The sequence below is a fragment of the Microcystis aeruginosa FD4 genome (assembly GCF_009792235.1).
GTDB lineage: Bacteria > Cyanobacteriota > Cyanobacteriia > Cyanobacteriales > Microcystaceae > Microcystis > Microcystis viridis.
On record NZ_CP046973.1, the window covers coordinates 5339842 to 5363398 of the forward strand.

General features: G+C 43.4%; 22 protein-coding genes and 6 pseudogenes. 20 read left to right on the forward strand and 8 right to left on the reverse strand.

Translation table 11 applies throughout. The features are described from left to right. Positions 1–87: 87 nt before the first annotated feature. Positions 88–433: pseudogene (locus GQR42_RS26535) on the forward strand (M42 family peptidase); the annotation flags it as partial. On the opposite strand, the gene GQR42_RS26540 reads toward GQR42_RS26535, so the two are convergent. Then, complete coding sequence (locus tag GQR42_RS26540; RefSeq protein WP_158202258.1) at positions 430–921, reverse strand: hypothetical protein; 492 nt, start codon at positions 919–921, stop codon at positions 430–432. The pseudogene GQR42_RS26535 and the gene GQR42_RS26540 sit on opposite strands and share 4 nt — an antisense overlap. A gap of 140 nt (positions 922–1061) precedes the next feature. Here GQR42_RS26540 and GQR42_RS26545 point away from each other — a divergent pair, with 140 nt between their 5' ends. Next, a complete protein-coding gene (locus tag GQR42_RS26545; RefSeq protein ID WP_158202259.1) occupies positions 1062–2591 on the forward strand; it encodes a hypothetical protein in 1530 nt (509 codons plus the stop codon). Positions 2592–2619: 28 nt separating this feature from the next. Here the strand turns inward: GQR42_RS26545 and GQR42_RS26550 are convergent. Further along, a protein-coding gene (locus tag GQR42_RS26550; RefSeq protein WP_158202260.1) for an IS1 family transposase occupies positions 2620–3316 on the reverse strand; the annotation gives its coding sequence in 2 pieces (ribosomal slippage) (positions 2620–2916 and positions 2918–3316; 696 coding nt in all). 37 nt (positions 3317–3353) lie between these two features. Between GQR42_RS26550 and GQR42_RS28065 the strand changes: the two are divergent. The 12 genes and pseudogenes from GQR42_RS28065 to GQR42_RS26595 form a co-directional block, all read left to right on the forward strand. Continuing rightward, a pseudogene (locus GQR42_RS28065) lies at positions 3354–3569 on the forward strand (transposase); the annotation flags it as partial. Between the two features lie 256 nt (positions 3570–3825). Further along, positions 3826–4064, forward strand: a pseudogene (locus tag GQR42_RS30225) (transposase); the annotation flags it as partial. Between the two features lie 467 nt (positions 4065–4531). Next, positions 4532–4774 carry a gas vesicle structural protein GvpA gene (gvpA, locus tag GQR42_RS26555; RefSeq protein WP_425311603.1) on the forward strand — a complete coding sequence of 81 codons (243 nt, stop codon included), beginning with the start codon at positions 4532–4534 and terminating at the stop codon, positions 4772–4774. Between the two features lie 375 nt (positions 4775–5149). Then, positions 5150–5365, forward strand: a complete 216-nt coding sequence (gvpA, locus tag GQR42_RS26560) for a gas vesicle structural protein GvpA (protein ID WP_002735503.1) — start codon at positions 5150–5152, stop codon at positions 5363–5365. A 440-nt stretch (positions 5366–5805) separates the two neighbouring features. Next, positions 5806–6345, forward strand: a complete 540-nt coding sequence (gene gvpC, locus GQR42_RS26565) for a gas vesicle protein GvpC (protein WP_158202261.1) — start codon at positions 5806–5808, stop codon at positions 6343–6345. A 604-nt stretch (positions 6346–6949) separates the two neighbouring features. Beyond that, complete coding sequence (gene gvpN / locus GQR42_RS26570) at positions 6950–7990, forward strand: gas vesicle protein GvpN (RefSeq protein ID WP_158202262.1); 1041 nt, start codon at positions 6950–6952, stop codon at positions 7988–7990. 29 nt (positions 7991–8019) lie between these two features. After that, entirely contained in the window at positions 8020–8430 is a 411-nt protein-coding gene (locus tag GQR42_RS26575) for a gas vesicle protein (protein WP_158202263.1), read from the forward strand. After that, positions 8387–8695 carry a gas vesicle protein gene (locus GQR42_RS26580; protein ID WP_158202264.1) on the forward strand — a complete coding sequence of 103 codons (309 nt, stop codon included), beginning with the start codon at positions 8387–8389 and terminating at the stop codon, positions 8693–8695. Before GQR42_RS26575 ends, GQR42_RS26580 begins: the two co-directional genes overlap by 44 nt. A gap of 63 nt (positions 8696–8758) precedes the next feature. Beyond that, positions 8759–8968, forward strand: a complete 210-nt coding sequence (locus GQR42_RS28075; protein WP_233271189.1) for a hypothetical protein — start codon at positions 8759–8761, stop codon at positions 8966–8968. A gap of 101 nt (positions 8969–9069) precedes the next feature. Then, positions 9070–9543, forward strand: a complete 474-nt coding sequence (locus tag GQR42_RS26585) for a gas vesicle protein K (RefSeq protein ID WP_158202265.1) — start codon at positions 9070–9072, stop codon at positions 9541–9543. A gap of 15 nt (positions 9544–9558) precedes the next feature. Further along, the gene (locus tag GQR42_RS26590; RefSeq protein WP_158202266.1) at positions 9559–10293 is read left to right on the forward strand and encodes a GvpL/GvpF family gas vesicle protein; all 735 of its coding nucleotides are present in this window, start codon (positions 9559–9561) and stop codon (positions 10291–10293) included. Between the two features lie 14 nt (positions 10294–10307). Next, complete coding sequence (locus GQR42_RS26595) at positions 10308–10574, forward strand: gas vesicle protein GvpG (RefSeq protein ID WP_158202267.1); 267 nt, start codon at positions 10308–10310, stop codon at positions 10572–10574. A 154-nt stretch (positions 10575–10728) separates the two neighbouring features. Here the strand turns inward: GQR42_RS26595 and GQR42_RS26600 are convergent, their stop codons facing one another. Further along, positions 10729–11064 carry a gas vesicle protein gene (locus GQR42_RS26600; protein ID WP_158202268.1) on the reverse strand — a complete coding sequence of 112 codons (336 nt, stop codon included), beginning with the start codon at positions 11062–11064 and terminating at the stop codon, positions 10729–10731. Between the two features lie 92 nt (positions 11065–11156). Between GQR42_RS26600 and GQR42_RS26605 the strand changes: the two genes are divergently transcribed. From GQR42_RS26605 to GQR42_RS26615, 3 genes are all read left to right on the forward strand, one after another. Further along, a complete protein-coding gene (locus tag GQR42_RS26605) occupies positions 11157–11840 on the forward strand; it encodes a GvpL/GvpF family gas vesicle protein (protein ID WP_158202269.1) in 684 nt (227 codons plus the stop codon). Positions 11841–11852: 12 nt separating this feature from the next. Continuing rightward, positions 11853–13754: an ArsA family ATPase gene (locus tag GQR42_RS26610; protein ID WP_158202270.1), complete on the forward strand. Its 1902-nt coding sequence runs from the start codon at positions 11853–11855 to the stop codon at positions 13752–13754. A gap of 83 nt (positions 13755–13837) precedes the next feature. Continuing rightward, positions 13838–15682 (forward strand): AAA family ATPase, encoded by a 1845-nt coding sequence (locus GQR42_RS26615; protein ID WP_158202271.1) that lies wholly within the window; start codon positions 13838–13840, stop codon positions 15680–15682. Positions 15683–16100: 418 nt separating this feature from the next. On the opposite strand, the gene GQR42_RS26620 is transcribed toward GQR42_RS26615, so the two are convergent. Beyond that, a complete protein-coding gene (locus GQR42_RS26620) occupies positions 16101–17666 on the reverse strand; it encodes a B12-binding domain-containing radical SAM protein (protein WP_158202272.1) in 1566 nt (521 codons plus the stop codon). A 669-nt stretch (positions 17667–18335) separates the two neighbouring features. Here GQR42_RS26620 and GQR42_RS26625 point away from each other — a divergent pair. Further along, entirely contained in the window at positions 18336–19436 is a 1101-nt protein-coding gene (locus GQR42_RS26625; protein ID WP_158202273.1) for an alkene reductase, read from the forward strand. 269 nt (positions 19437–19705) lie between these two features. Here GQR42_RS26625 and GQR42_RS30230 read toward each other — a convergent pair. Continuing rightward, positions 19706–19867 (reverse strand): annotated as a pseudogene (locus GQR42_RS30230) (PEP-CTERM sorting domain-containing protein); the annotation flags it as partial. Positions 19868–20138: 271 nt separating this feature from the next. On the opposite strand from GQR42_RS30230, the pseudogene GQR42_RS26635 reads away from it, so the two are divergent. Continuing rightward, positions 20139–20741, forward strand: a pseudogene (locus GQR42_RS26635) (Rpn family recombination-promoting nuclease/putative transposase); the annotation flags it as partial. Positions 20742–20770: 29 nt separating this feature from the next. Further along, positions 20771–20929, forward strand: a pseudogene (locus GQR42_RS26640) (DUF2887 domain-containing protein); the annotation flags it as partial. Positions 20930–21003: 74 nt separating this feature from the next. On the opposite strand, the gene grrA reads toward GQR42_RS26640, so the two are convergent. The 3 genes from grrA to GQR42_RS26655 all read right to left on the reverse strand — a co-directional run bounded on the left by grrA (position 21004) and on the right by GQR42_RS26655 (position 23550). Beyond that, positions 21004–21378, reverse strand: a complete 375-nt coding sequence (grrA, locus tag GQR42_RS26645; protein WP_158202274.1) for a GrrA/OscA1 family cyclophane-containing rSAM-modified RiPP — start codon at positions 21376–21378, stop codon at positions 21004–21006. 14 nt (positions 21379–21392) lie between these two features. After that, positions 21393–22292 carry an extracellular substrate binding-like orphan protein GrrP gene (gene grrP, locus GQR42_RS26650; RefSeq protein WP_158202275.1) on the reverse strand — a complete coding sequence of 300 codons (900 nt, stop codon included), beginning with the start codon at positions 22290–22292 and terminating at the stop codon, positions 21393–21395. Between the two features lie 88 nt (positions 22293–22380). Then, the gene (locus GQR42_RS26655) at positions 22381–23550 is read right to left on the reverse strand and encodes a PQQ-dependent sugar dehydrogenase (RefSeq protein ID WP_158202276.1); all 1170 of its coding nucleotides are present in this window, start codon (positions 23548–23550) and stop codon (positions 22381–22383) included. Between the last annotated feature and the right edge of the window lie 7 nt (positions 23551–23557).

The following is a 23557-nucleotide window of genomic DNA, read 5'->3' on the forward strand; positions in this document are numbered from 1 at the left end:
CGAAAGTCTGTGGACTTTGTGTAAGACAGTACATGGTTTTTTAACCGTGGTATGCAACGGTGGTTGAAGCAGAAACTTAAATCGTGAGGTTTAGGAATCGCCGCACTTTTAGGGCGGCGAGGATGTCAAATTTCCCATCAATCCCCGCAAAAAGTGCAGCAGGAAAACACTCCCGTCACCTGGGAATCCGCATGGATAGAGACGAAATTGACTCCAGAAGAATTAGACGCTTGCGGGGTGCGCGCCGGTAGTCGAGTCGTGGTGGGAAAACACCGAAAACAACCCTTTCGACTAAAAGACTACATTGCCAGTTATAGCTAAGGCCGCTTGCTTAGGTTTTCCCACCCAAAACACCCACGGTTATGAAATCGCCCATTTAGGAGCCATAGCCAACTGCATTAGCATATTAGAAGCTTATTGTCAACTAATTTAGCTATTTTTAGCAAAAAACCAGAGCATCAATAGAACAATAGCGATCGCCAGTCCGCTAAAAACAGTATTTTTATGCTGCTCTAACTGCATGGGTGGGGGGGATTCTTCTTTTTTCTGTTTATTTGTCCCCTTTTTAAATTGTGGTGTGCTATCGGGAAGTTTATCTAAATCGGGAATTTTCGTCATCCACTCATCTGGGCGTTTGAGACGGGGAGCTTCGATAATATAAAGTAGACGCTTGGCCTGTTCGCGAATTTGATAGATAGGATGGGTAATAAGTTGCCTACAGATTTCACTAGCTTTCTCCCCCTCCCCTAACCCCTGATGGGCAGAAATTAACCAAATTTGTATCTCACCCCCTGCTCGGGATCCTAAGGAAATTAAGGCTAAAGCCGCATTTAATTGCTGGATACTAAGACGATATTGTCCACGCTCAAAGGCACTGATTCCAGCTTGATAAAGGTCTTGAAAAGAAAGATTTTCGGCCACGGAGTCAAGATCGAGATAAATGAAATTTTACATAAGTATAGCAAGAGGTAAGAAGCAAAAGGAAACTCTCGGCCATTGAGAATGAGAATCTTGACAAAAATCTGGTACACTTTCTACAAAACCTGTTCAAGCTGCACGGTATGAAAGAGAGGAACTCTCTGTTACTGGTTGTGTTAGTGATCGCCACTACAATAATTAGTCTAGTTTTGGGGATTGTATTTGACGAAAAAGCAACTTTATTAGGGATTTTGGCAGTTCCTGCCATGGTCGTTTCTTTTATCCATCCCCGTCTGGGATTATTAGCCCTAATCATCTATATTCCCCTGAGTAGTACCATCGCTTTTGCCGTGGTGAGAGTTTTTCAGGTAGAGGGCAACCTAGTGCGCTACGATCAGTCCTATCTTCTCTACAACATCGCGAGGGATGCCTTTTATATCCCCGCTTTAGCAGCAATTTTAATTAAAACCAAAACTTTTAAGCAATTAGTCCCCCAAATCAAGCCTTTTCTCATCGTAGCTTTGATTTTAATTGCCAGCAGCTTGTTAACTTTTCTTTTTGTCAATCTGCCCCAGGGAGAAATTGTCATGGGAATTGTGGGATTGAAAACCCTCCTAAGTTATATTCCCCTAGTTCTCTGTGGCTACTATCTAATCGAGGAAAAATGGGATTTATTCGTGGTTAACCGGGTTTTAGTCGTGATGATATTAGTCTGTTGCGGTTTAGCTCTAATTCAATACTTCTTACTCGTCCAAGGTATCTGTCCTGACAATGAATTCCTCAATCAACTGGAAGTCCTTGTCCCGAAATCCGACGGCCAATTTTATCCGGATATTACCGAAAAAGCCAGCCTGAAAGCTCAATGTTTTGTCGGCGGTTCAGTGTTGTATAATCCCGATCGAGGCTTAATTCGTCTCCCCGGCACATTTTCTGATCCTTGGAAATGGGGTTGGTTTTTGGTATCTAGTAGCGTCATCAGTTACGCAGCCAGTTTTAGTGATCCGCAAACAAGATGGCGCGTCGCTGGTTGGGTGGCAATGGTTTTAGTCTTGCTTGCGACTCTGGTTTCTGGACAAAGATTACCTTTTTTGCTAGTACCTTTGTTTTACTTGGTTCTTTTTATTGCTACTAGCAAAAGTAAACGAAAGTTACCATTAAAATTGGGAATCTTGGGACTGATTTCCCTGCTCGCGGTGACGTTAATTCCCTTTATTCAGGAAAGAGGGCTAAATTTTATCGGTCGCTGGCTATATTCGTCTCCCATTGACTTTGTAGGCGATCAAATGCAGTGGAGCTTCAGATATGCAGAGCTTTTTGGTTTTGGTTTAGGCAGAGCCAGCAGTGGCGCTCGTCATGTAGCGGGAAAAGAAGAGATAAGACTAATTGAAACCTACTACGCTAAACTCCTCCACGAAATCGGTATCGTCGGTTTGATCGCTTTTATGGCACTGGTGACAATTCTCTGTATTCTCACCTTTAAAGCCTATTTAAAAGTAAAAAATGCTGCTTTAAAGCATTGGGGTCTCTGTATCTGGATTTTACTGCTTTTTATTAGCTATAACCCCTACTATTATCCTCTCAGCGTCGAGCCTGTTTCTGTTTACTATTGGTTATTCGCCGGACTATTGCTAAAACTGCCAGAAATCAGCGAGAAGAATGAAGTGGAGAATTAATACTGGCGTTGCTGAATCAAGCTATGAATCAGTAAGGAATAGGCACTTCTTGAAACTTCAGATAATGAATTAATAAACGAATAGAGTATCCTAACATTTCTCTAGACTTAGAATAGCAGAGTGTTTGGCGATGCAATCGGGCTAGATAATGTCTTAAACCTGTGTTCTCACCCTCTACTCTGGTCATATAAGTCTTACTAACTATATGGTCGCCCTCTGCTATAAAACATGGATAAACTGACCATCCATCACTCACATAAAAATAGCATCCCCAAGACTTAACTAATTCCCATAAGGGGCGAAACGTTTCGCTACTATGGTCTGGGGATTCCCCAACCTAAAATTCCTTTTTTAAAGTGGTCAACGGCTGTCCACACCCAGATTTTGTTTTTTTTTGAGCCAACAAAGGTTTCCAATTCATCTAGTTCCCCTACTTCAGGAATTGTTTCCGGGTCATAGGCGACTGGCAATAAATTTCCCACAGATTTTACCCAATTAATTATCGTTGTATGATGAACTCCCTTCAACCGTTCTATACCTCGAAATCCCATCCCTTTAACATAGGCAGTTAGGCATTCTCGCTTCGTTTCTTCGTCATAGCCTTTCTGTTTTTCATAGCTATCAATAAATTGACGACTACAGGTGACGCAAATATGATTTTGTTTACCTTGTTTATTGATGCCATTTTTACGGATATGGGTAGATTCACATTCAGGGCATTGCATTTTGATTTCCTCCATTCATATCTCTATTATGCAACGCCAAAAACTCAATCAAGAAATTGAGAAATTGACCCAAGCTAACCAACAATGGCCCGAGAAAGTCAATTTACTAAAAACCGTGCCGGGGATTGGTCAAGTAATTTCCACTACTCTCGTCTCCGACTTACCAGAACTCGGTCAATTAACCGCCAAACAAATCTCTCGCTTAGTCGGTGTCGCACCGATTAATCCTGATAGTGGTCAACATAAAGGTAAGGGACTTGCGCTTTGATAATGTACCTTTTGGGCGAACGCAGTTCGCCCCTACATTGTGGGCAAAGTCCGTTACTGTAGGGGCGCAAGGCTTGCGCCCTCCGATCGCTCAGGTTTGCCGATCACTCTAAGTAAGGGGAGAGCCTTCGAGAGTCCCCTTCCAATAAGGGACTTGCGCTTTGATAATGTGCCATCTGGCTGGTCTGATTCTTCTACAGAGCGATTTTCAAAGCTGGGATATTATTCCCACGCAAGTCCCTAAGCGAATGATTCAGGGAGGTCGCGCTCAGATTCGGGCGACTCTTTACATGGGAGCGGTGGTAGCTATGCGTCATAATCCGGTGATTCAAGCCTTTTACGAACGCTTAGTTGGACGCGGTAAATCAAAAAAACTGGCTTTCACTGCTTGTGTGCGGAAAATCTTAGTCATTCTTAATGCAATGGTTCGCCAAAATCAGCCTTGGCAGCAACAGACAATTTACAGCCTCTCTGTTCCTAGAGATTCACCCCTTACTAGTTATCTCTTGGTAGAGCTTGAGCCGATGGTGCTTTCCCCCAGGCGGCTTAGGTTGTCATGCTCTTTTTTTCTGCTTGAGATTTTGAGTTTTACGGCAACTGCTTGAGTTTTTTTGAAATTCCCCCTTGACAATCAAGACAGTCGCTACGTTCATCTTATATTTAATTCCACCCACCTACTTAGGTGCGCTCGCCCTGCTGTCCAAATGGGAAGTTTTGCTTAGAAAAAAGGGTACCAGCAACGACCTTAACCCGCCTTTTCTGAGAATTGACTACATTTCTTAAGCACAAAAATGAGAAATGACTACACACTTCTTAACGAAAAAAATCGAGATTAGATATTGACAACGACAAAATAAAGGTGTTATTCTTAAAGTTGCGGAAGTGATGAAGGCAGAAAAACAAAGTGAATTTCTGAACCCTTGATGATTTCGGCACTGTACACTCTCTATGAAAACAACAAAAAGGTCTATTACCATGGCAGTTGAAAAAACCAACTCTTCCTCTAGCTTGGCTGAAGTTATTGATCGTATCCTTGACAAGGGGATCGTTATTGATGCCTGGGCTCGCGTCTCTCTGGTGGGTATCGAATTATTAGCGATTGAAGCTCGTGTAGTTATCGCTTCGGTTGAAACCTACCTCAAATATGCTGAAGCCGTTGGTCTGACTCAATCTGCAGCGGTTCCTGCTTAAGGATTGATCCCAGATTCTCCCGTCTGCTGAGTTAAAACCCTACCGGGTTTTCCAGATTCTCGGCTTTTCTTTAAGTCCCTATTGAGTTTAGTTACCCTTCTCTTGGGGCGCAATAGTCTATAATCGATCAGGTTGGCACGGCAACGGATAGCGAAAACAAAGCTAGACCCATGCAAGTTATTTTTGTAACCGTGATTTTGACCTTTGTAGATAGGTTTACCGCCCATCGCCAGAATGTAAGGCTGACTGTTTTTCGCAGTAGAAAGCAATTCTTTGGGTAGGAGGCCGCGCCCCTTGGTCTGGGGTAGTTCACCATCTAAACTTTTGGATCAGCGCTGTAAACTCTCTATACAACTAACAAAAAGGTCTATTACCATGGCAGTTGAAAAAACCAACTCTTCCTCTAGCTTGGCTGAAGTTATTGATCGTATCCTTGACAAAGGTATCGTTATTGATGCCTGGGCTCGCGTTTCTCTGGTAGGAATCGAATTATTAGCGATTGAAGCTCGTGTAGTCATCGCTTCGGTTGAAACCTACCTCAAATATGCTGAAGCCGTTGGTCTGACTCAATCTGCAGCGGTTCCTGCTTAAGGATTGATCCCAGATTCTCCCGTCTGCTGAGTTAAAACCCTACCGGGTTTTCCAGATCCTCGGCTTTTCTTTAAGTCCCTATTGAGTTTAGTTACCCCTCTCTTGGGGCGCAATAGTCTATAATCGATCAGGTTGGCACGGCAACGGATAGCGAAAACAAAGCTAGACCCATGCAAGTTATTTTTGTAACCGTGATTTTGACCTTTGTAGATAGGTTTACCGCCCATCGCCAGAATGTAAGGCTGACTGTTTTTCGCAGTAGAAAGCCGTTCTTTAGGTGGGAAGTTGCGCCCCTTGCTCTGGGGTAGTCCGCTACCTCAACTTTGGGATGATAAGAGAAGTCGAAATCTACTGTCTCTCCCCCAGTCCCCGTGAAGTTTTTTTTAACGGGTGATTGGGTCTAGCCCATTCCATAGTATTTAGTAGTTGAGGACAACCCCATGCCTGCTCTCATGGAAAAGTTCCGCCAGGAGCGTTTATCGATTGCTGAAGAAGTAGCTAAACTCTCGCAAGAAGTCCAAGCTTTTTTGTTGGATGTCAAAACTGAAAGACAAAAACAAGCGCAAGAACAAGCAACTGCTTTGCGCGAATCTTTCCAAAAAGTTCAACAAGACAGCCTCGCGTTTTTAACAGCTACCCAAAAACAGCGTTTAGCTCAAGCGGAAAAGCAAAAAGAGGATTTACGTCAATTTCAAGAACAGCGTTTAGCGGCAGCGAAACAGCTAGCTGACGACCTACGTCAACAGCGTCTAGAGCGAGCCAAACAGCTAAAAGAGGATTTAAGTCAATTTCAAGAACAGCGTTTAGCGGCAGCGAAACAGCTAGCTGACGACTTACGTCAACTTCATCTAGATCGAGCCAAACAGGTGAAGGATGATTTAAGTCAATTTCAGGAACGACGTTTAGCGGAAGCGAAACAGCTAAAAGACGATTTGCGTCAATTTCGTCAAGAGTTGTCCCTCTACGTTTTTGGCAAATAAATCTCTAGGTTAATTCCAACCCACTTAAGCCTAGGGCTAGAGTAAAAACCCTCTAGTCCCTTTTCCTGACTAAACTAGAGGACTATCTAAGAATACAACAATAAGCCTTTGGTTTTCAACCTACCATGCTGATCCTGCTTTTCTAGATTTCTAGACTCGACGTGGGAGTGGTGGGTTCCTGTTTAGGCCGCTCTAAGGCTCTGGTAAATTAAGAAGTATTATCGAAAATTTGGGTTAAAACCCCGTCCTTTGAGGACGGCTTGAAGCTACAATGGAAAAAGCGATAACCAAGCTAAAAACTGAACCTTGACCAGAGATAGTAGGGGGTTTCGTTCAGAAAAGAAGTCAAATTCGGACCTGAACGAGTAAGACTTTCTAGGAAATAAGGTTGAACATGAGATTTTTTCGACTTGTTCAAAGTGGCCGTCGGGCATTCGGACACTCAAAATGGGCGTGGAGAAAGTGTCAGACTTAAGCAATTAAGCGTTTTTCGGCGAAGCGTCAACCCCATTCAGCGACCATCCTAAAAAGGTGGCGTGGTGAGGAATCACCGTCCGTTTACGGCGGTGAGGATGTCAACAATGGTATTTACTAGATTTCAACTATGACATTTACTGAAACTCAAACAAGAAGATCCGTCCTCTGCCTTCGCCCTGGTCAGTTTGTTGTTACGCCTTCGATTGATCAAGTTGCCACTCGCGCCTTACGTTATCTAAACGCTGGTTTTTCCATCCATCTATGTGGTCCAGCAGGAACGGGAAAAACCACCTTGGCAATGCACCTGGCCAATTGTTTAGCCAGACCTGTGATGCTGATCTTTGGCGATGATGACTTTACCAGTTCCGATTTAATTGGTAGCCAGTCTGGTTATACCCATAAAAAACTGATGGATAACTATATCCACAGCGTTCTCAAAGTTGAAGACGAGCTAAAACACAATTGGGTGGATTCTCGGTTAACAATGGCCTGTCGAGAGGGGTTTACCCTAGTTTATGATGAGTTCAATCGTTCTCGACCTGAGGTCAACAACGTTTTACTCTCTGCCTTAGAAGAAAAAATTCTCACCCTGCCGCCCACTAGCCATCAACCCGATTACCTACAAGTCAATTCTCAATTTCGGGCAATTTTCACCTCCAACCCAGAAGAATACTGTGGGGTTCATGCCACCCAAGATGCTTTAATGGATCGGTTGGTAACTATCAATATGCCTGAACCGGACCAACTAACTCAGACTGAAATTCTTGCCCAAAAAACGGGGATTGGTCGAGAAGATGCTTTATTTATTGTCAACCTCGTCAAAACCTTTCGTGTGAAAACTGCGACTGAAAAAACGTCGGGTTTGCGCTCTTGTTTAATGATTGCTAAAGTCTGCGCCTCTCACGATATTGCGGCCAACTCCGATGACTCGGACTTCCGTGATATCTGCGCCGATGTTCTTTTGTCCCGCACAAATTTGTCTGTTGATAAGTCAAGAGCGATTTTATGGGAAATACTCGAGGACAATCCGTTAGAATCCTTATCCTTTGTCGAGGAAACGGAGCCTTCCGATGCCCAAGCGTCAACTTCTGAGCCTTCCACAGGAAATCAGTCGTTAAAAGCCATTCAATCTTTACTGCGAGGCAACTTGCCCCAGCGAAAAGACTAATTTTATACTCTTATTGAGTGAAACCAACCGTGACTTCTTCCACTTTTGCTGGCTCGCTCAAAAACCAGTCAAACAACTCCCTGAAAACAGCAACTCAAGGTTCGAGTTTAGCGGATATCCTTGAACGGGTTTTAGATAAAGGAATTGTGATTGCTGGCGATATTTCCGTTTCGATCGCCTCCACTGAACTTCTAAATATCCGCATTCGTTTGTTAATTGCCTCTGTTGATAAAGCAAGGGAAATGGGAATCAACTGGTGGGAAGGGGACCCCTACCTCCATAGCCAATCCCAAGCTTTACTAGCAGAAAATCGGGAACTTTCACTCCGACTCCAAACCTTGGAAACTGAGCTTGAAACCTTAAAATCCTTAAGCCAATTGAGTGCAATGGAGAGCCATGATACCAGTCCGAACGATGAAGCACATTCCCCAGATGCGTGAAATTCCTCACCTGAATCCTCAAAGGTTAGGAAATTTACACGAGACGATTACCCCCCTTGATAAAGCAAGGGAAACGGCGATTAACGGCTTGCAAGGTTATCCCTACCTCCCTAGCCAATGCCAAGCTTTATTCGCAGAAAACCTGGAACTTTCACGCCGACTTCAAGCCTTAAAATCCTTAGCCAAATTGAGTGCAATGGAGAGCCGTGATACCAGTGCGAACGATCAGTCACATTCTTTATATACATTGAAATTCCTCAATTGAATCCTCAAACGGTCAAGAAGTTTACACCAGTTGAGGATTGCCTCTGTTGATAGAGCAAGGGAGATGGCAATTAATAGGTGGGAAGGCGACTCCCATCTCTATAGCCAATCCCAAGCTTTATTAGCAGAAACCCCAGAAGCTGAACTTCAAGCCTTAAAATCCCTCCCCAATCGGGGGCAATCGAGGGTCATGATACCAGTCCAAATGATCAAGCACATTCCTGCTGTCGGGGAAATTCGTCACTGGAATCTTCACAAGGCAGCGGAAAGTTGACATTGTTTAATTACATCATTTTTTCCCTCAGATAAAATTTCTTGGCCAAGCTCCCCACTAGAGACTCACCGTCAAAAACTGCTCATTTACCAATTCCAACCATGACACTTGCTTGCACACCTTACGATTCTGATAATCAAGCCTTGCTGACCCGTCCAGAAAGTAATAGCCAAGCTGGTTTAGCCCCTTTACTGTTAACTGTCGTGGAACTGGTACGCCAATTGCTCGAAGCCCAAATCATTCGCCGGATGGAAAAAGGGGTTCTCAGCGAGTCTGATTTGGATAAAGCCGCCGAAAGTATCCAAAAATTACAAGAACAAATTCTCCATTTGTGTGAAATTTTTGAGGTTGAGCCAGAAGAGTTAAATGTCCACCTAGGAGAGTTTGGCACTCTTTTACCGGAAGCAGGGAGTTATTATCCTGGAAAGGAGGGGATTAAGCCTTCTGTGTTGGAATTAGTGGATAGACTCCTCAATACAGGAGTTGTTGTGGAAGGAAATGTTGATCTGGGTTTAGCTCAACTAGATCTAATTCACCTCAAGCTTCGTTTGGTTTTAACTTCTCAGCCGCTTTAATTTGGGAGAATACTGATGACAGTGGGTCTTTATTTATATGGAATATTTCCCGAACCAGTTCCTGACGGACTGGTTTTGCAAGGGATTGATAATGAACCAGTTCACAGTGAGATGATTGATGGTTTTAGTTTTCTCTACTCCGCTGCTCATAAAGAGAAGTATTTGGCATCCCGTCGCTATTTAATTTGCCATGAAAAAGTCTTAGAAACTGTCATGGAAGCAGGGTTTACAACGTTGTTGCCCCTGCGGTTTGGCTTAGTTATCAAAACCTGGGAATCCGTTACCGAACAACTAATTACTCCCTATAAAACCCAACTGAAAGAATTATTTGCTAAACTGTCAGGACAACGAGAGGTTAGCATTAAGATTTTTTGGGATAATCAGTGGGAGTTACAAGCTGCTTTGGAGTCTAATCCTAAGTTAAAGCAAGAACGGGATGCGATGATGGGGAAAAACTTAAATATGGAAGAAATTATCCATATAGGTCAAATGATTGAAGGCGCTGTATTGCAACGGAAACAAGACATTATTCAAGTCTTTAGAGATAAATTAAATCATTGCGCCCAAGAGGTGATTGAAAGCGATCCGATGACGGATGACATGATTTACAATGCAGCTTATTTAATTCCCTGGGAGCAAGAGCCGGAATTTAGCCAAAACGTTGAAGCGATCGATCAGCAGTTTGGTGATCGCCTAAGAATTCGCTATAACAATTTAACTGCACCCTATACCTTTGCCCAACTTATCTAAGGAGAGTATTAGTTATGTTTCTCGATCTCTTACTTCTTCCTGTTACCGGTCCTATTGGGGGTCTAATCTGGATTGGGGAGAAAATTCAAGAGCGTGCAGATATAGAATATGATGAGGCGGAAAATTTGCACAAATTATTATTATCCTTACAACTAGCTTACGATATGGGCAATATTTCCGAGGAAGAGTTTGAAATTCAGGAAGAAGAACTTTTATTAAAAATTCAAGCCTTAGAAGAAGAAGAAGAGGAGGCAGAAAACCAATCTGAATCTTCTCTCTAAAATTTTTCTATACTTCCCAGTTTCAGAACTGGCAATCTTTCCCACCCTATAGGCCATGAACAAAATCACAAATTGTAGCGACGCTTAGTAAGGGCGGCTTTGACAAGCTCAAGAACTCGTTGAAGCTTGGTCAGAACTAGCCCTTGATTAAGCCTTAATATTCTAGGTAAAAAGCTTGGAAATTACTAGAATTATTATTAGAGGAGTGAGCAACAGTTTTGGGGTAATCAGGTTTTTTAGCTACAATAGGAGGATTGACTGTACGCAAATTTTGAATACTTTGTTCTGTAGTCTCAATTTGATCTGTCACAAACGTCAGACGACTTTTTAACTGCTGAATCTGCCGCTCCATCATTTCTAATTTTTCTTGGATACGTTGTTTTTCAGTAATTAACTTATAAAGCTCAAGCTGCTGATCTGCTTCAGATTGTTTCCGAGGCATAGTGCTAATTTTAGATCTAATTGGTCTGGGTGAACGAGTGGTTGTCATAACAATCCCTGAATAACTTAGAATATTCTAGCATATCAACGCCCCAATATAAAAACTTGTAAAAAATCCTAAGTTTTCTTTTGGTAAACCCTATGAAATTGTACAATCTATATACTTACGCTTTTTTGAAAACCCCCAGAGAAAGCCTAAAATTACCGGTTGGAATGGCTAACCCATTGTTACTGATAACTGGTGGAGACCTCTCGGCCGTAGTCGAAACCGAAGTTTGTTTAGACACTTTACAAAATGATGATGAACGCTTGATTCAATCGGTTTTATGTCACGATCGAGTCATCTGTCAATTATTTCAACAAACCACTATTTTACCCCTACGTTTTGGCACATCTTTTTTAGAGGCAGAAAATTTATTGACTCATCTTTATTCTCATGCCCAAGAATATCAAGAAAAAATTGAAGAACTTGAGGGAAAAGGAGAATATCTTTTAAAATCTATTCCCCGTAAGCCAGAGGAGCCTGTACTCTCTTCTGAAAGCAGGGGCAGACAATATTTTTTAGCCAAAAAACAGCTTTATGAAGCCCAACAAGATTTTTATACTTTGCAAGGTTCAGAATGGCAAAATCTCGGGCATTTAGTGACCCAAAGCTATCCGTCAACGAGGATTATTACTGCTCCAGGGACAGAATCACGAATTTATCTTTTAGTTAGTTTTCAAGAAGAACCTTTACTAATCGAGCAAGTCTTGCATTGGCAGAAAGCTTGCCCCCGTTGGGAATTACAATTAGGACAAGTTTCTCCCCCCTATCACTTTACTTAACTTGATTTCTCTATGACTAACTTTAACTTGGTAAATAACTCTCTAAGTCGTTATGACACTCGACATTTAGTTATGTTTAGTGGCAAAGGAGGAGTGGGAAAAACTACCCTTTCCTGTGGATTTGCTCGCCGTTGGGCTAAATTATTTCCCGAGGAACAAATACTATTAATCTCAACCGATCCGGCTCATTCTTTAGGGGATGTATTGCAAACAGAAGTTAGCGATCAAGCATCACCTGTAAAAGACTTATCCAACTTAAAAGTTAGGGCATTAGATGCGGAAAAATTGCTCTTAGAATTTAAAGAAAAATACGGAAAATTTTTAGAACTTTTAGTAGAACGGGGCAGTTTTGTTGAAGGAGAAGATTTAACTCCTGTTTGGGATTTAGACTGGCCAGGTTTAGATGAAATTATGGGTCTATTAGAAATTCAACGATTACTAATCGAGAATGTTGTAGATCGAATTGTTGTTGATATGGCTCCCTCTGGTCATACCTTGAATTTATTGGGAATTAAAGACTTTTTAGAGATTATTTTAAATTCTCTAGAGTTGTTTCAAGAAAAACATCGTGTTATTTCGCAAACTTTTTCAAAAACCTACAATGCCGATGATGTGGATGACTTTTTAGTGAAAACACAATCAGAATTAACCGAAGGCAAACGAATCCTACAAGATCGGGATTTTACCCTTTGTTTAATTGTGGCAATTGCCGAACCGATGAGTTTATTAGAAACCGAACGATTACTCAATAGTTTGCATCACTTAAATATTCCCTGCGGCAGCTTATTCATTAATCGCATTTTAACGGATCCTAATCAAAATTTAGATCGCTATAGTGAGCAACAGCAACTCCTCGATAAATTCCTAAAAATTCCAGGTCAGGAGACAATTTTTACCCTGCCCCAACAGGCAAAAGAACCCCTAGGAGGTGAAGCATTAGATCAGATCATGAGTCAAATTAAAATCCTCGAACAAGTAGAATTTATTGCGCCACCTCCTATTCAATGGCCGCAAAAAATTCTGCCGAGTTTTAGTGATTTTATTGACGACAAACGCCAACTAATTATCATTGGTGGCAAGGGGGGGGTGGGAAAAACCACCGTTGCCGCAGCCATTGGTTGGGCGTTAGCTAATCGTCATCCCGAGCAAAAAATTAGAATTATTTCTATTGATCCAGCGCATTCTTTGGGAGATGCCTTTGGGACAAAGTTAGGACATCAATCCACACAATTAACTGATAATTTAAGTGGTCAAGAAGTTGATGCTAATATCATTTTAGAAAAATTTCGGGATGATTATTTATGGGAACTGGCAGAAATGATTAGTGGTGAAGGTAAGGAAGAAGGGAACATCAAACTAGCTTATACTCCGGAAGCTTGGCGACAAATTGTTGCTCAATCTCTGCCAGGAATTGATGAAATGTTATCCCTAGTAAAAGTAATGGAGTTATTAGACCAGAAACAACAAGATTTGATTATTTTAGATACGGCTCCTACCGGTCATCTCCTGCGATTTTTGGAAATGCCAACGGCTTTAGGAGATTGGTTGAGTTGGATTTTTAAGCTTTGGATGAAATATCAAAATGTCTTAGGGCGTGTAGATTTAATGGGACGATTGCGAACCTTAAGACAACAAGTGATGTCTGCCCAGAAAAAACTCAAAGACCCCCAACATACAGAATTTATTGGAGTTTTGCAAGCCCAAGATGCTATCGTTGCCGAACAACTGCGATTGACAGCATCTTTGAAAAAAATGGGAGTCTATCAACGTTATGTCGTGCAGAATCGTTATCATGCTAATGAGGAAATTGATCGGGATTTATTCCCGGATCAAACTTTGATCCGCTTACCCAGTTTACCCCGGTCAGTAGAACCTCTAGCCCGGGTAAAAGGCGCAGCAGATCTGTTATTTTAAAGGTAATTAGTCTGATCAAGTCGGACTTCTTAACCCCATCTATCACCCAGTCCCCATCTTTCACTTGACTCAGGAGAAATTTTATGGCAGAATTATTCAAAGGCTTCGAGCAATTAGTCGAACTGGCTAAAATCTTGGAAGAGAAACTGGAAAAAGGGGAAATTAAAACCGAAATGCAATTTAATTCTCGTCCCTTGAGTAATATTCCCCGTTCTGGCGGTATTCCCCGTTCAGGGGGAGTTTCTCGTCCGAGCAATTCTGGCGGGGATGATTTTGAGGTCAATCGCCATCGCTCATCCTCCACTGATTCAGAGGTTAAAGACAGTATGACACCGCCCGAAGGACCGACCACGGCTTCCCTGAAAGATGTTGGTGGCTTGACGGAAGTGATTAAAGAACTCAAAGAACTAATTGCCATTCCCCTGAAACGCCCCGACTTGTTGGCCAAGTTAGGACTTGAACCCACTCGCGGCGTTCTCTTAGTCGGACCACCTGGAACCGGTAAAACCCTGACTGCCCGTGCTTTGGCCGAAGAACTCGGTGTTAACTATATTGCCTTAGTCGGACCTGAGGTGATCAGCAAATATTATGGGGAAGCCGAGCAAAAACTGCGGGGAATTTTTGAGAAAGCCGGTAAGAATGCGCCTTGTATCGTTTTTATTGACGAAATTGATAGCATGGCACCCGATCGCAGTAAAGTTGAAGGGGAAGTAGAAAAAAGACTGGTGGCCCAATTGCTGGGTTTAATGGATGGCTTTGCCCAAAGCCAAGGGGTGATTGTTCTAGCGGCGACAAACCGTCCCGACCATCTTGACCCTGCCCTCCGTCGCCCTGGACGGTTTGACCGAGAAGTCCTCTTTCGGGTGCCTGACCGCAAGGGCCGTTTAGAAATCCTCCATATTCTCACCCGTTCCATGCCCCTAGATGAATCAGTTTCCCTAGATTTGATTGCCGATAATGCGGTGGGATTTGTCGGGTCAGATTTAAAAGCCGTTTGCCAGAAAGCGGCCTATAGTGCTTTGCGACGCCAGGTTCCTACGATTGACTCGCAAATTCCGGAAACAATGACGGTGGTTCAAGCCGACTTTTTGCAAGCCCTTAAAGAAGTTAAACCGGCGGTATTGCGGTCTGTGGAGGTGGAATCTCCCCATGTGGCCTGGGACAATATTGGCGGACTTGAACAGATTAAACAAACCCTACAGGAGTCCGTGGAAGGGGCATTACTCCATCCGCAATTATATACGCAAACCAAAGCCCAAGCTCCCAAAGGGATTTTACTTTGGGGTCCCCCCGGAACGGGAAAAACCTTATTGGCCAAAGCGGTTGCATCTCAGGCGCGAGCTAATTTTATTAGTATTAATGGACCTGAGCTTTTGAGTAAATGGGTGGGTGCGAGTGAACAAGCGGTGCGTGAGTTGTTTGCCAAAGCTCGTCAGGCAGCCCCTTGTGTGGTTTTTATTGATGAAATTGATACTTTAGCACCAGCAAGAGGTCGTTATAGTGGGGATTCAGGCGTGAGTGACCGGGTTGTGGGACAAATCCTCACGGAGTTAGATGGGTTGCAAACGGGGGCAACGATTTTAGTGATTGGAGCCACTAATCGCCCAGATGCCTTAGACCCAGCCTTATTGCGAGCGGGACGGTTGGATTTACAGTTAAAAGTTGATTTACCGAATGCCTCTAGTCGTTTAGCAATTCTCGGGGTTCATAATGATGAACGTCCTTTAGAGGATGTGGATTTAGGCTATTGGGCCGAGGCAACCGAAGGCTGGAATGGCGCAGATTTAGCGTTATTATGTAACCAAGCGGCACTGATGGCAATTCGTCGTTATCGCCATCAGGGAATGACTGACCCGGCTGAGATTCGCATTACAACGGCTGATTTTAATCATGCTTACCAACTGTTGGTTGAACAGCGTGCCAATTGATTTTTTTTCCCCCTACTTAGGGTTTGCTGAAAAAGTAGGGGCGAAGCATTCGGATAGAAAATCTACGGTTTCACCGATAGGTTATTGCCCGAAGGCTTCGCCCTTACAGGACGCGGGCCGATGAAGACGCAAGGTTTTGAACCACGATTCTCTCAAAATCTTGCACCTGTTTCGCAAAACAGGACCCTAAAACCCTTACCTCGTCTATATTTCACATTTATTCAGCAACCCCTAATTAGGGTTTGCGGCAATAAGTTTTTCCTGGGGGCAGGGTGTGGGGTATAGGCTTTACCGATTTTGAGGGGGTCAATTACCTAATTTTCAGGGAAAAAGTACCTGAATTTTCCCGCCGATCACTTTTGGGGCAGGATTCAAGAGCGCTGTTTAGGGATAAATGACTGTTCCTCGGCAATATTGTCTAGCTTTTGAGCGTTTTTTCCAGCTGGGCTACCCTTGCTTTCTGTTGCTTCAAATCGGCTAGTTGTTTTAGTAATTGTTCTCTGACTTCATAGCGATAGGCAAAAAAATGCTCACCTATCCCTAGGGTCGCTAGATACTCTTCTAGCAGACGGGGCTTGACCCAGGCAATCACCGCCAGTTGCCACCAGAAACGGAACCGCGTCGGTCGGACAATCCCCTGCCGCCAGAGCAAGGAACGGAACAATTGCCACTGTTGCCAATCTAATTTACGGTTCGATTTGCCGCGCCATCCCCCCATGATCATGAAATGGTTGAAGGTTCGTTTCAGGTAGTTAACAGGATCGTAGATTTCCCAGAAAGCATCGATGTATTCTTCGGTAATCTCTTCCACTGGGCGAGTTGGCTCAAAGTTCATCATCGCTCCCTGATGAAAAGTACCCATACCATCCACCAGACGACCTTCCCGTTGCAGGCGATTCCACAGGGCGGTATTTTGCAGTGCTTGGAGCAGGCTAAACTGCCCCTGGGGAATACTCGCCTCCATAATAAACTCTTTGATCCGCTGCCCTGCGCCTGGTTTCTCATTGTCAAAACCGATAATGAAGCCAGACATAATCTGCAGCCCCATGCGGGTAATTTTGTGACAGGATTCGATCAGGGATTGGCGGGTGTTTTGAACCTTGTTAATGCCCATTAAGCTATCGGTATCTGGGGTCTCAATCCCCATAAACACCAGCATAAAGCCGGCCTTGACCATTAACTCGATCAGTTCGCTGTCTTCGGCCAGATTAAGGGAAGCTTCCGTAATCAGTTTAAAGGGATACTGATGTTGTTCCATCCAGGGGATCAACTCCCGCAGAAACACCTTGGCATTCCGCTTATTGCCAATGAAGTTGTCATCGACAACAAAAATGTAGCGCCTCCAGCCCAGTTGATATAACGTCTCCAACTCAGCCAACATTTGTTCTGGGGTTTTGGTGCGCGGTTTGCGGCCATAGAGGTTGATGATGTCACAAAATTCGCATTGAAAGGGGCAACCGCGAGAAAACTGCACGGTAATCGCCAGATAGGCATCCAGATCTAGTAGATCATAGCGGGCGATCGGTGTCATGGTGACATCGGGTTTCTCGCTGGCTCTAAAGACACCACTCGGTTCACCCCGCTCCAGGGCCGCCAGGAACAGCGGGATTGTCAGTTCTCCTTCATCGAGAATCAGGTAATCTGCCCCAGCTTTTTGGGCAACTTCTGGATAGGAGGTGGGGTAAGGCCCGCCCACAGCCACTTTTTTACCCAACTGCAACCCTTTGGCAATCAATTCTTGAAAGTCCTTTTTCTGAATGATCATGGCGGAGATGATTACCAGATCGCACCACTCCCAATCCGAAGCTGTTTCTAATCGGACATTGCGATCAACAAACCGGATTTCCCAATCGGATGGTAACAGGGCTGCCACCGTAATTAAACCCAGGGGCGGATTAGTTGATCTTAAACCGGCTAGATCTAAAGTCTCTTGATAGGACCAAAAGGAGTTGGGCATCAGCGGCCACAGTAATAGGGCTTTCATTCAGGTGTCTCCAGTGAAGAAGCTAGATGCTTTACATACTAGCCACAAAGCCCAAGTCGATCAAGACTTTTTTAACATCTTTTTTGACTAATAAATTAGTTCTAAATAAATCGTGAAAAAACAGCAATTTTTTCGAGATTAGCCCAATTAAATGAACAATGGTTGCTAAAAACTCGTGTTTTACCATTTTTATCAAGGCGCTGTAGTATCTGTGGGCATCTTTTGGGTATTTTTGGGTAGGTTCCCTAAAAAATGCTGATTCTGACAAACCCTCTTAAAATTCGCAAGCACCGAATAGTAAGGGTTTCAGTCCCTAGGAAGTCTGTTTGATCGGTAAAACACGAGTTACTAGACATCTTCACAATGACTATTTCTGGTCAGGTAAACATAAGCGTAATTACAATATTTTATACCGAACCATCATGACTCAACTACCAGAAAATATAGTTTATGTCTCTTTAATTTTCGACAATGAATAAACTAAATAACTGGTAATTATGGTCAAATTTATGACCAAGATCAATTATAGTCAGCTACTTGATCCGATTAATTCTCCTCCCTTAGCAGAGGAACAATCTCGCAGATAGACAGTCAATCATCCTTGGGTGCGATTGTCTGGTTTTAACTAACTGCGGTAGAATTAACCTAAACTCTCTATCGGCAAATTCGATGACTTCCTTCACTACTTCCCTGGCTCTTTTAAGTCAATTTAAATTGGGAGATTTAAACCTAGAAAATCGTCTTGTGCTTGCTCCCATGACGCGAGCGCGAGCCGGAGAAAAACGTCTTGCTAATGAGATAATGGCCGAGTATTACCGGCAAAGGGCCAGCGCCGGATTAATGATTACAGAAGCGACGGTAATTTCTCCCCAAGCTAACGGTTGGCAAAATACCCCCGGTATCTACACCGATGAACAAGCGCAAGCATGGCAAATGGTGACAAAAATCGCCCAAAGAAAAGGAACACCAATTTTTTGTCAATTGTGGCACTGTGGTCGCGCTTCTCATCCGAGTTTTCAGGAAAATGGGGCTTTACCCGTTGCCCCTTCCGCAATTAAGATTAAGGGTGAGTTGCATACACCCAGGGGCAAACAGCCCTACGAGACCCCTAGAGCCTTAGAAACCGAGGAAATCCCCGCAATTGTCGCCGATTACCGCAAGGCCGCTCAGAGGGCAAAATTAGCGGGGTTTGATGGCATAGAAATTCACGGGGCTAATGGTTATTTAATCGATACTTTTCTACAATCGGCCACTAATCAGCGTCAGGATAAGTACGGTGGCAGTTGTGAAAATCGCTATCGTTTTTTACAGGAAGTAGTCGAGGCAATTTTAACTGTTTTTCCCAGTCATCGGGTGGGGGTGCGTCTGTCTCCCAATGGCGTTTATAATGACATGGGTTCCGAGGATTTTCGAGAAACTTTTCTCTATGTTGCCCAAAGATTAAATGAGTACAATTTAGCTTATTTACATCTGCTAGATGGCTTGGCTTTTGGTTTTCATGAAAAGGGTCAACCGATGCTTTTATCCGAGTTTCGGGCTGTTTTTAATAGTGCTTTAATCGGCAATTGTGGTTATACAAAAGAAACTGCTGAAGCCGCTATTCAGTTAGGAGATGCGGATTTAATTGCTTTCGGTCGCCCCTATATCAGTAATCCCGATTTGGTGGAAAGATTCGCCAATAATTGGCCCCTTAATCCCGATGCCGAGATGAAAGATTGGTATTCTTTTGACCAGGAAGGTTATATCGATTTTCCCAGTTATAAACCCTAGTTATACTAAATCCAGTTATTAAAGACTGATTATCTATTCATCCTTTTGCCTCTTGCCTCTTGCCTATCCTGATAAGTAGCCTATACTCAACGGATTTAGTATTAGATATGTGTAATTAATTGTGTCTAGCTACTTATCCATTATGTCCCAAAATTAAATAAGCGAGAGCGCCTTTGTCCCTAACCAAAAAGGAAGGCTTTTAAACCTTCCTTACAGGATAATTGGTCATTTATTGACGTTTGCGAGCCAATACACCCAGAGAACCCACCGCTAATAACCGCAGTATCACCGACATTAACGTTATCGACAGTAGCAGCGGAAACAGTACCCGTATAGGTAGCGGTAAAAATGGCGGCATGGGCGGGAATGGCACTGAAAACGGCACAAGTCACCGCAGGAAGGCCAAGGGCTTTTAGCAGTTGATTAGTCATTTTTGATTAATTGACAAGTTAATTTCATGGCTAATACTTGGGAAAAATTGCTATTTATACCCCATAAATCATTGCTTAACAGCAGCAATAAGCATCCCTATTCTACCCCCCCCCGAATTTGTCAAGTATTCTCCGTTTTTTATTGATGAATCTGGAAAAAAGCCCATCGGGGAGAGACTGGAAGGGGTCGCCAAGGAAACATCAGGCATGAGTAGAAAACGGGTTTCTCGGAGAAACCCGTTTTCTGTGCGTTACTCAACGGATTTAGTATGAGGTACAATTTCAAGAAGATAAGGCTTTTTATCAGCGCTTTTTCACTGAAATATTCTTATATCTCAGTAAAACCGACTTAACCAATGATTGGCGGGGTGTGATTGTCTATCCTAGCCCTCAAGTAGAAACCAATCAAGTTCAACGCTATCGGGAACTCCTCAACTGCGAGCGAGTCAGACGGATTTATCTGAATGAATTAGAAAACATTCCTCAAACTTCGATTGGTTTAGCCACAGTCCAATTAATCACCCTATCTAAAGCAAAAGCACTTGATAGCACCCGAAAATTAATCCAAAGAGTGCGGGAAGAATTAACCCCCGACCAAAAACCGCAAGAACTCTTACAATTAATAGAGACGATTCTCGTTTATAAGTTACCGCTTCTTAATCGTCGGGAGATAGAAACTATGTTTAGTTTAGATGAATTAAAACAAACTCAGTATTTTCAAGATGTGCGCGAGGAAGCGCGTCAGGAAGGCAGACTAAACAAAGCATTAGAGGCTGTCCCTCGTTTGTTAACCTTAGGGTTAAGTGTTGAGCAAGTCGCATCCGCCTTAGAGTTAGAGGTTGAACAGGTTAGAGCTATACAAAACGGGAGATAAAAAATGCGATCGCATTGTAAAATAAAATCATGAAAACTGACACGATTTTTGATCAACTCTTTCAATCTTTCCCCTCTATCTCCTTTGAATTAATTCAACTCCCTATCAACGAAGCGAATAACTACCGCTTTGACTCAGTGGAAGTCAAACAACTTTCCTTTCGTCTTGATGGAGTCTTTCTGCCTCAAAATAATCACCCGAGATTTCATCGTCAAACTGGGGTTGGGACGAGGATAAAGTTATCACCTCACCCAACCTTAACTTACCAACGATTTAAGAAACTGCCACCATTACCCCAGCGCGGTCGGGAATTAAAGAAACTGCCACCGTCAGACCAACCATTGCGCCAGGGCTGCGCATTAACGAAGCTACCACCGCGACCATCTCCCCAACCACCGACACGACTATTCACCCAACCGCGACCGCGACCATCTCCCCAGCCTAAAGCTTGTAAACTAGGATCGGCAGTACCTTCCGGCAGTTGGTTAACCCGTTCGCGTACAGCGCTAGATAGACGACTTAAACGCGCTTCAATGGGATTAGCCTCGTCTGAGGCGGCCTGAGCGGTGCTAGTCAGACCGAAGGCAGATAAAGCAAGAAGAAAGCCGACTAAACCGGTTTTATTGCTGATATTCACCTGAATTTATGCTCCTATTTGGCTTCTTGGGGATTAATTTGGGCGTGTTCGATAACTTTGAAGGCAAAAAACCCCTTTAATAATTCTGGGGGGATGGGAACCATGCCTTGACTACCGAACCAGCGATCGATTTGACTAACGGTGGCCGTATCATTGCTGATGTAATCCTGCATCATTTTAACAATGGCATAGTTGACATCATCCAAAAAAGTAGAGTTATCTTCGGGAACCATACAAGCAATGCCAAAATTAGCTAAAGCTTCTTCAGGGACGATTTCGTAAGCTTGAGGGTTATCTCTGAGGATTGTTCCCGCTAAAGAAATGCTATCCCCCGCTATTGCGTCGATTTTACCAGTTTTTAAAGCTTCGATCGCTTCTTCTACGGTGCTGTAGGTAGCAACAATTGTCGCTTGCGGTTGTACTAATTTAATCACATCGACGGCCGCAGAAGTGGGAACCAAGGCGATGCGTTTACCGATTAGGGATTGAGGAGTGGAGAGATTGCTACCTTTTTTGGCTAAAATCCTAATCCCAGAAATGCTGTAACTGGTAGAAAAATCGACAACTTTCGCCCTTTCCCAAGTAAAAGCCGTACTACAAGCGATATCGATTTCCCCGCTACGAATGAGATTAATTTTCTCTCCGGGTTGGTTCGCTTCAATCATTTGCAGGGTGACGGGACGACCGAGACGAGTTTGCAATCGTTTTCTAATTCGTTCCAACACATCCATAGAATAGCCGACTAATTCCCCCTTCTCATTGACGTAGGAGTAGGGAATCGCATCAAAACGGGTTCCTACGGTCAAAAATCCCGTGCGAGCCACTTTTTCCACCACTGTTTCCGCTAAACTCGGACTGGTTAGAAGCAGCGGCAAAAGGCAACTAATTCCCGCTAACTGTAAAATTTTCTTCATAAATCGAGTGCTTGCTCCCGTACAAACATAACTATACTAGAATTCACTAAAAAATCTTCAGGGTTTTCATAATAATTTCTGTGAACTTTTACAAATTAGATGGCGGTTCAAGGCGAATTAATTGACCGTTACCTTCATCGGTGAGCAGGTATAAAAATCCGTCGGGACTTTGACGCACATCCCGCACCCTCTGACCGATGGGAATCGCTTCTTGATTGATAATTTCACCGGATTTATTCACTGACAGACGACGAATATCCCTGGAAACTAAACCACCGGCGAATAAATTTCCCTGCCAATTAGGAAAGCGATTACCAGTATAAAAGACCAATCCCGAAGGAGCGATCGCAGGTGTCCAAATTGTTTTCGGATCAATCAGATATGGTCGAGATTTTTCGCTAGAAACTGGGGTGTTAGTACCGTACTCTTGACTAGCAGAAACCACTGGCCAGCCGTAATTTTTACCTTTTTCAATTAAATTTAATTCATCCCCTCCTTTCGCTCCGTGTTCTGTTGCCCAGACTCTTTTAGTCATCGGATCAAAGCTGATTCCTTGAATATTCCGATGGCCATAACTCCAAATTTTAGAACCCGCAAAAGGATTATCTTTCGGTAGAGAACCATCGTCATTGATGCGGATAATTTTACCTAAATGACTTTGCAGATTTTGTGCCTGTTTTCTAATTAAATCTCCTGCTAATTGTAGGGGAGGATTACCCCCGTCCCCAATCGCTACCAATAAAGTGCCATCCGGTAGCCATAATAACCGCGAACCGAAGTGTTGAGAGCCGGTTTTTGCCTGGGAAACTTCAAAAATAACCTGTACATCTCGCAAACTTGTACCATCATAAACCGCACGAGCGACGCGGGTACGATTAGCCTCCTGGTCTCCGTGAGCATAAGTTAGATAAATCCAGCGATTTTGGGCAAATTGGGGATGAATTGCCACATCGAGCAATCCTCCTTGTCCGAAGGCAAAAACTTCGGGAACTCCAGCGATGGCTTTTGGCTCTAATTTACCCTCTCTAACCACTCTTAAACGACCGGGGCGCTCTGTGATCAGGATTTCCCCGTTAGGTAGCCAAACCATCGACCAGGGATGTTCTAAACCCTCGATTACGGTCACTTTTTGCCATTGATTTCTCTGGGAATTATTCGCTAAATTAAATACATTTGTTCCTTGACAACTGGAGATAATTATGGTAGCAAAAACGCTAGAAACCAGAGGCAAGAAAATCCGATTGAGAGAATTAAGCATTAGTTGG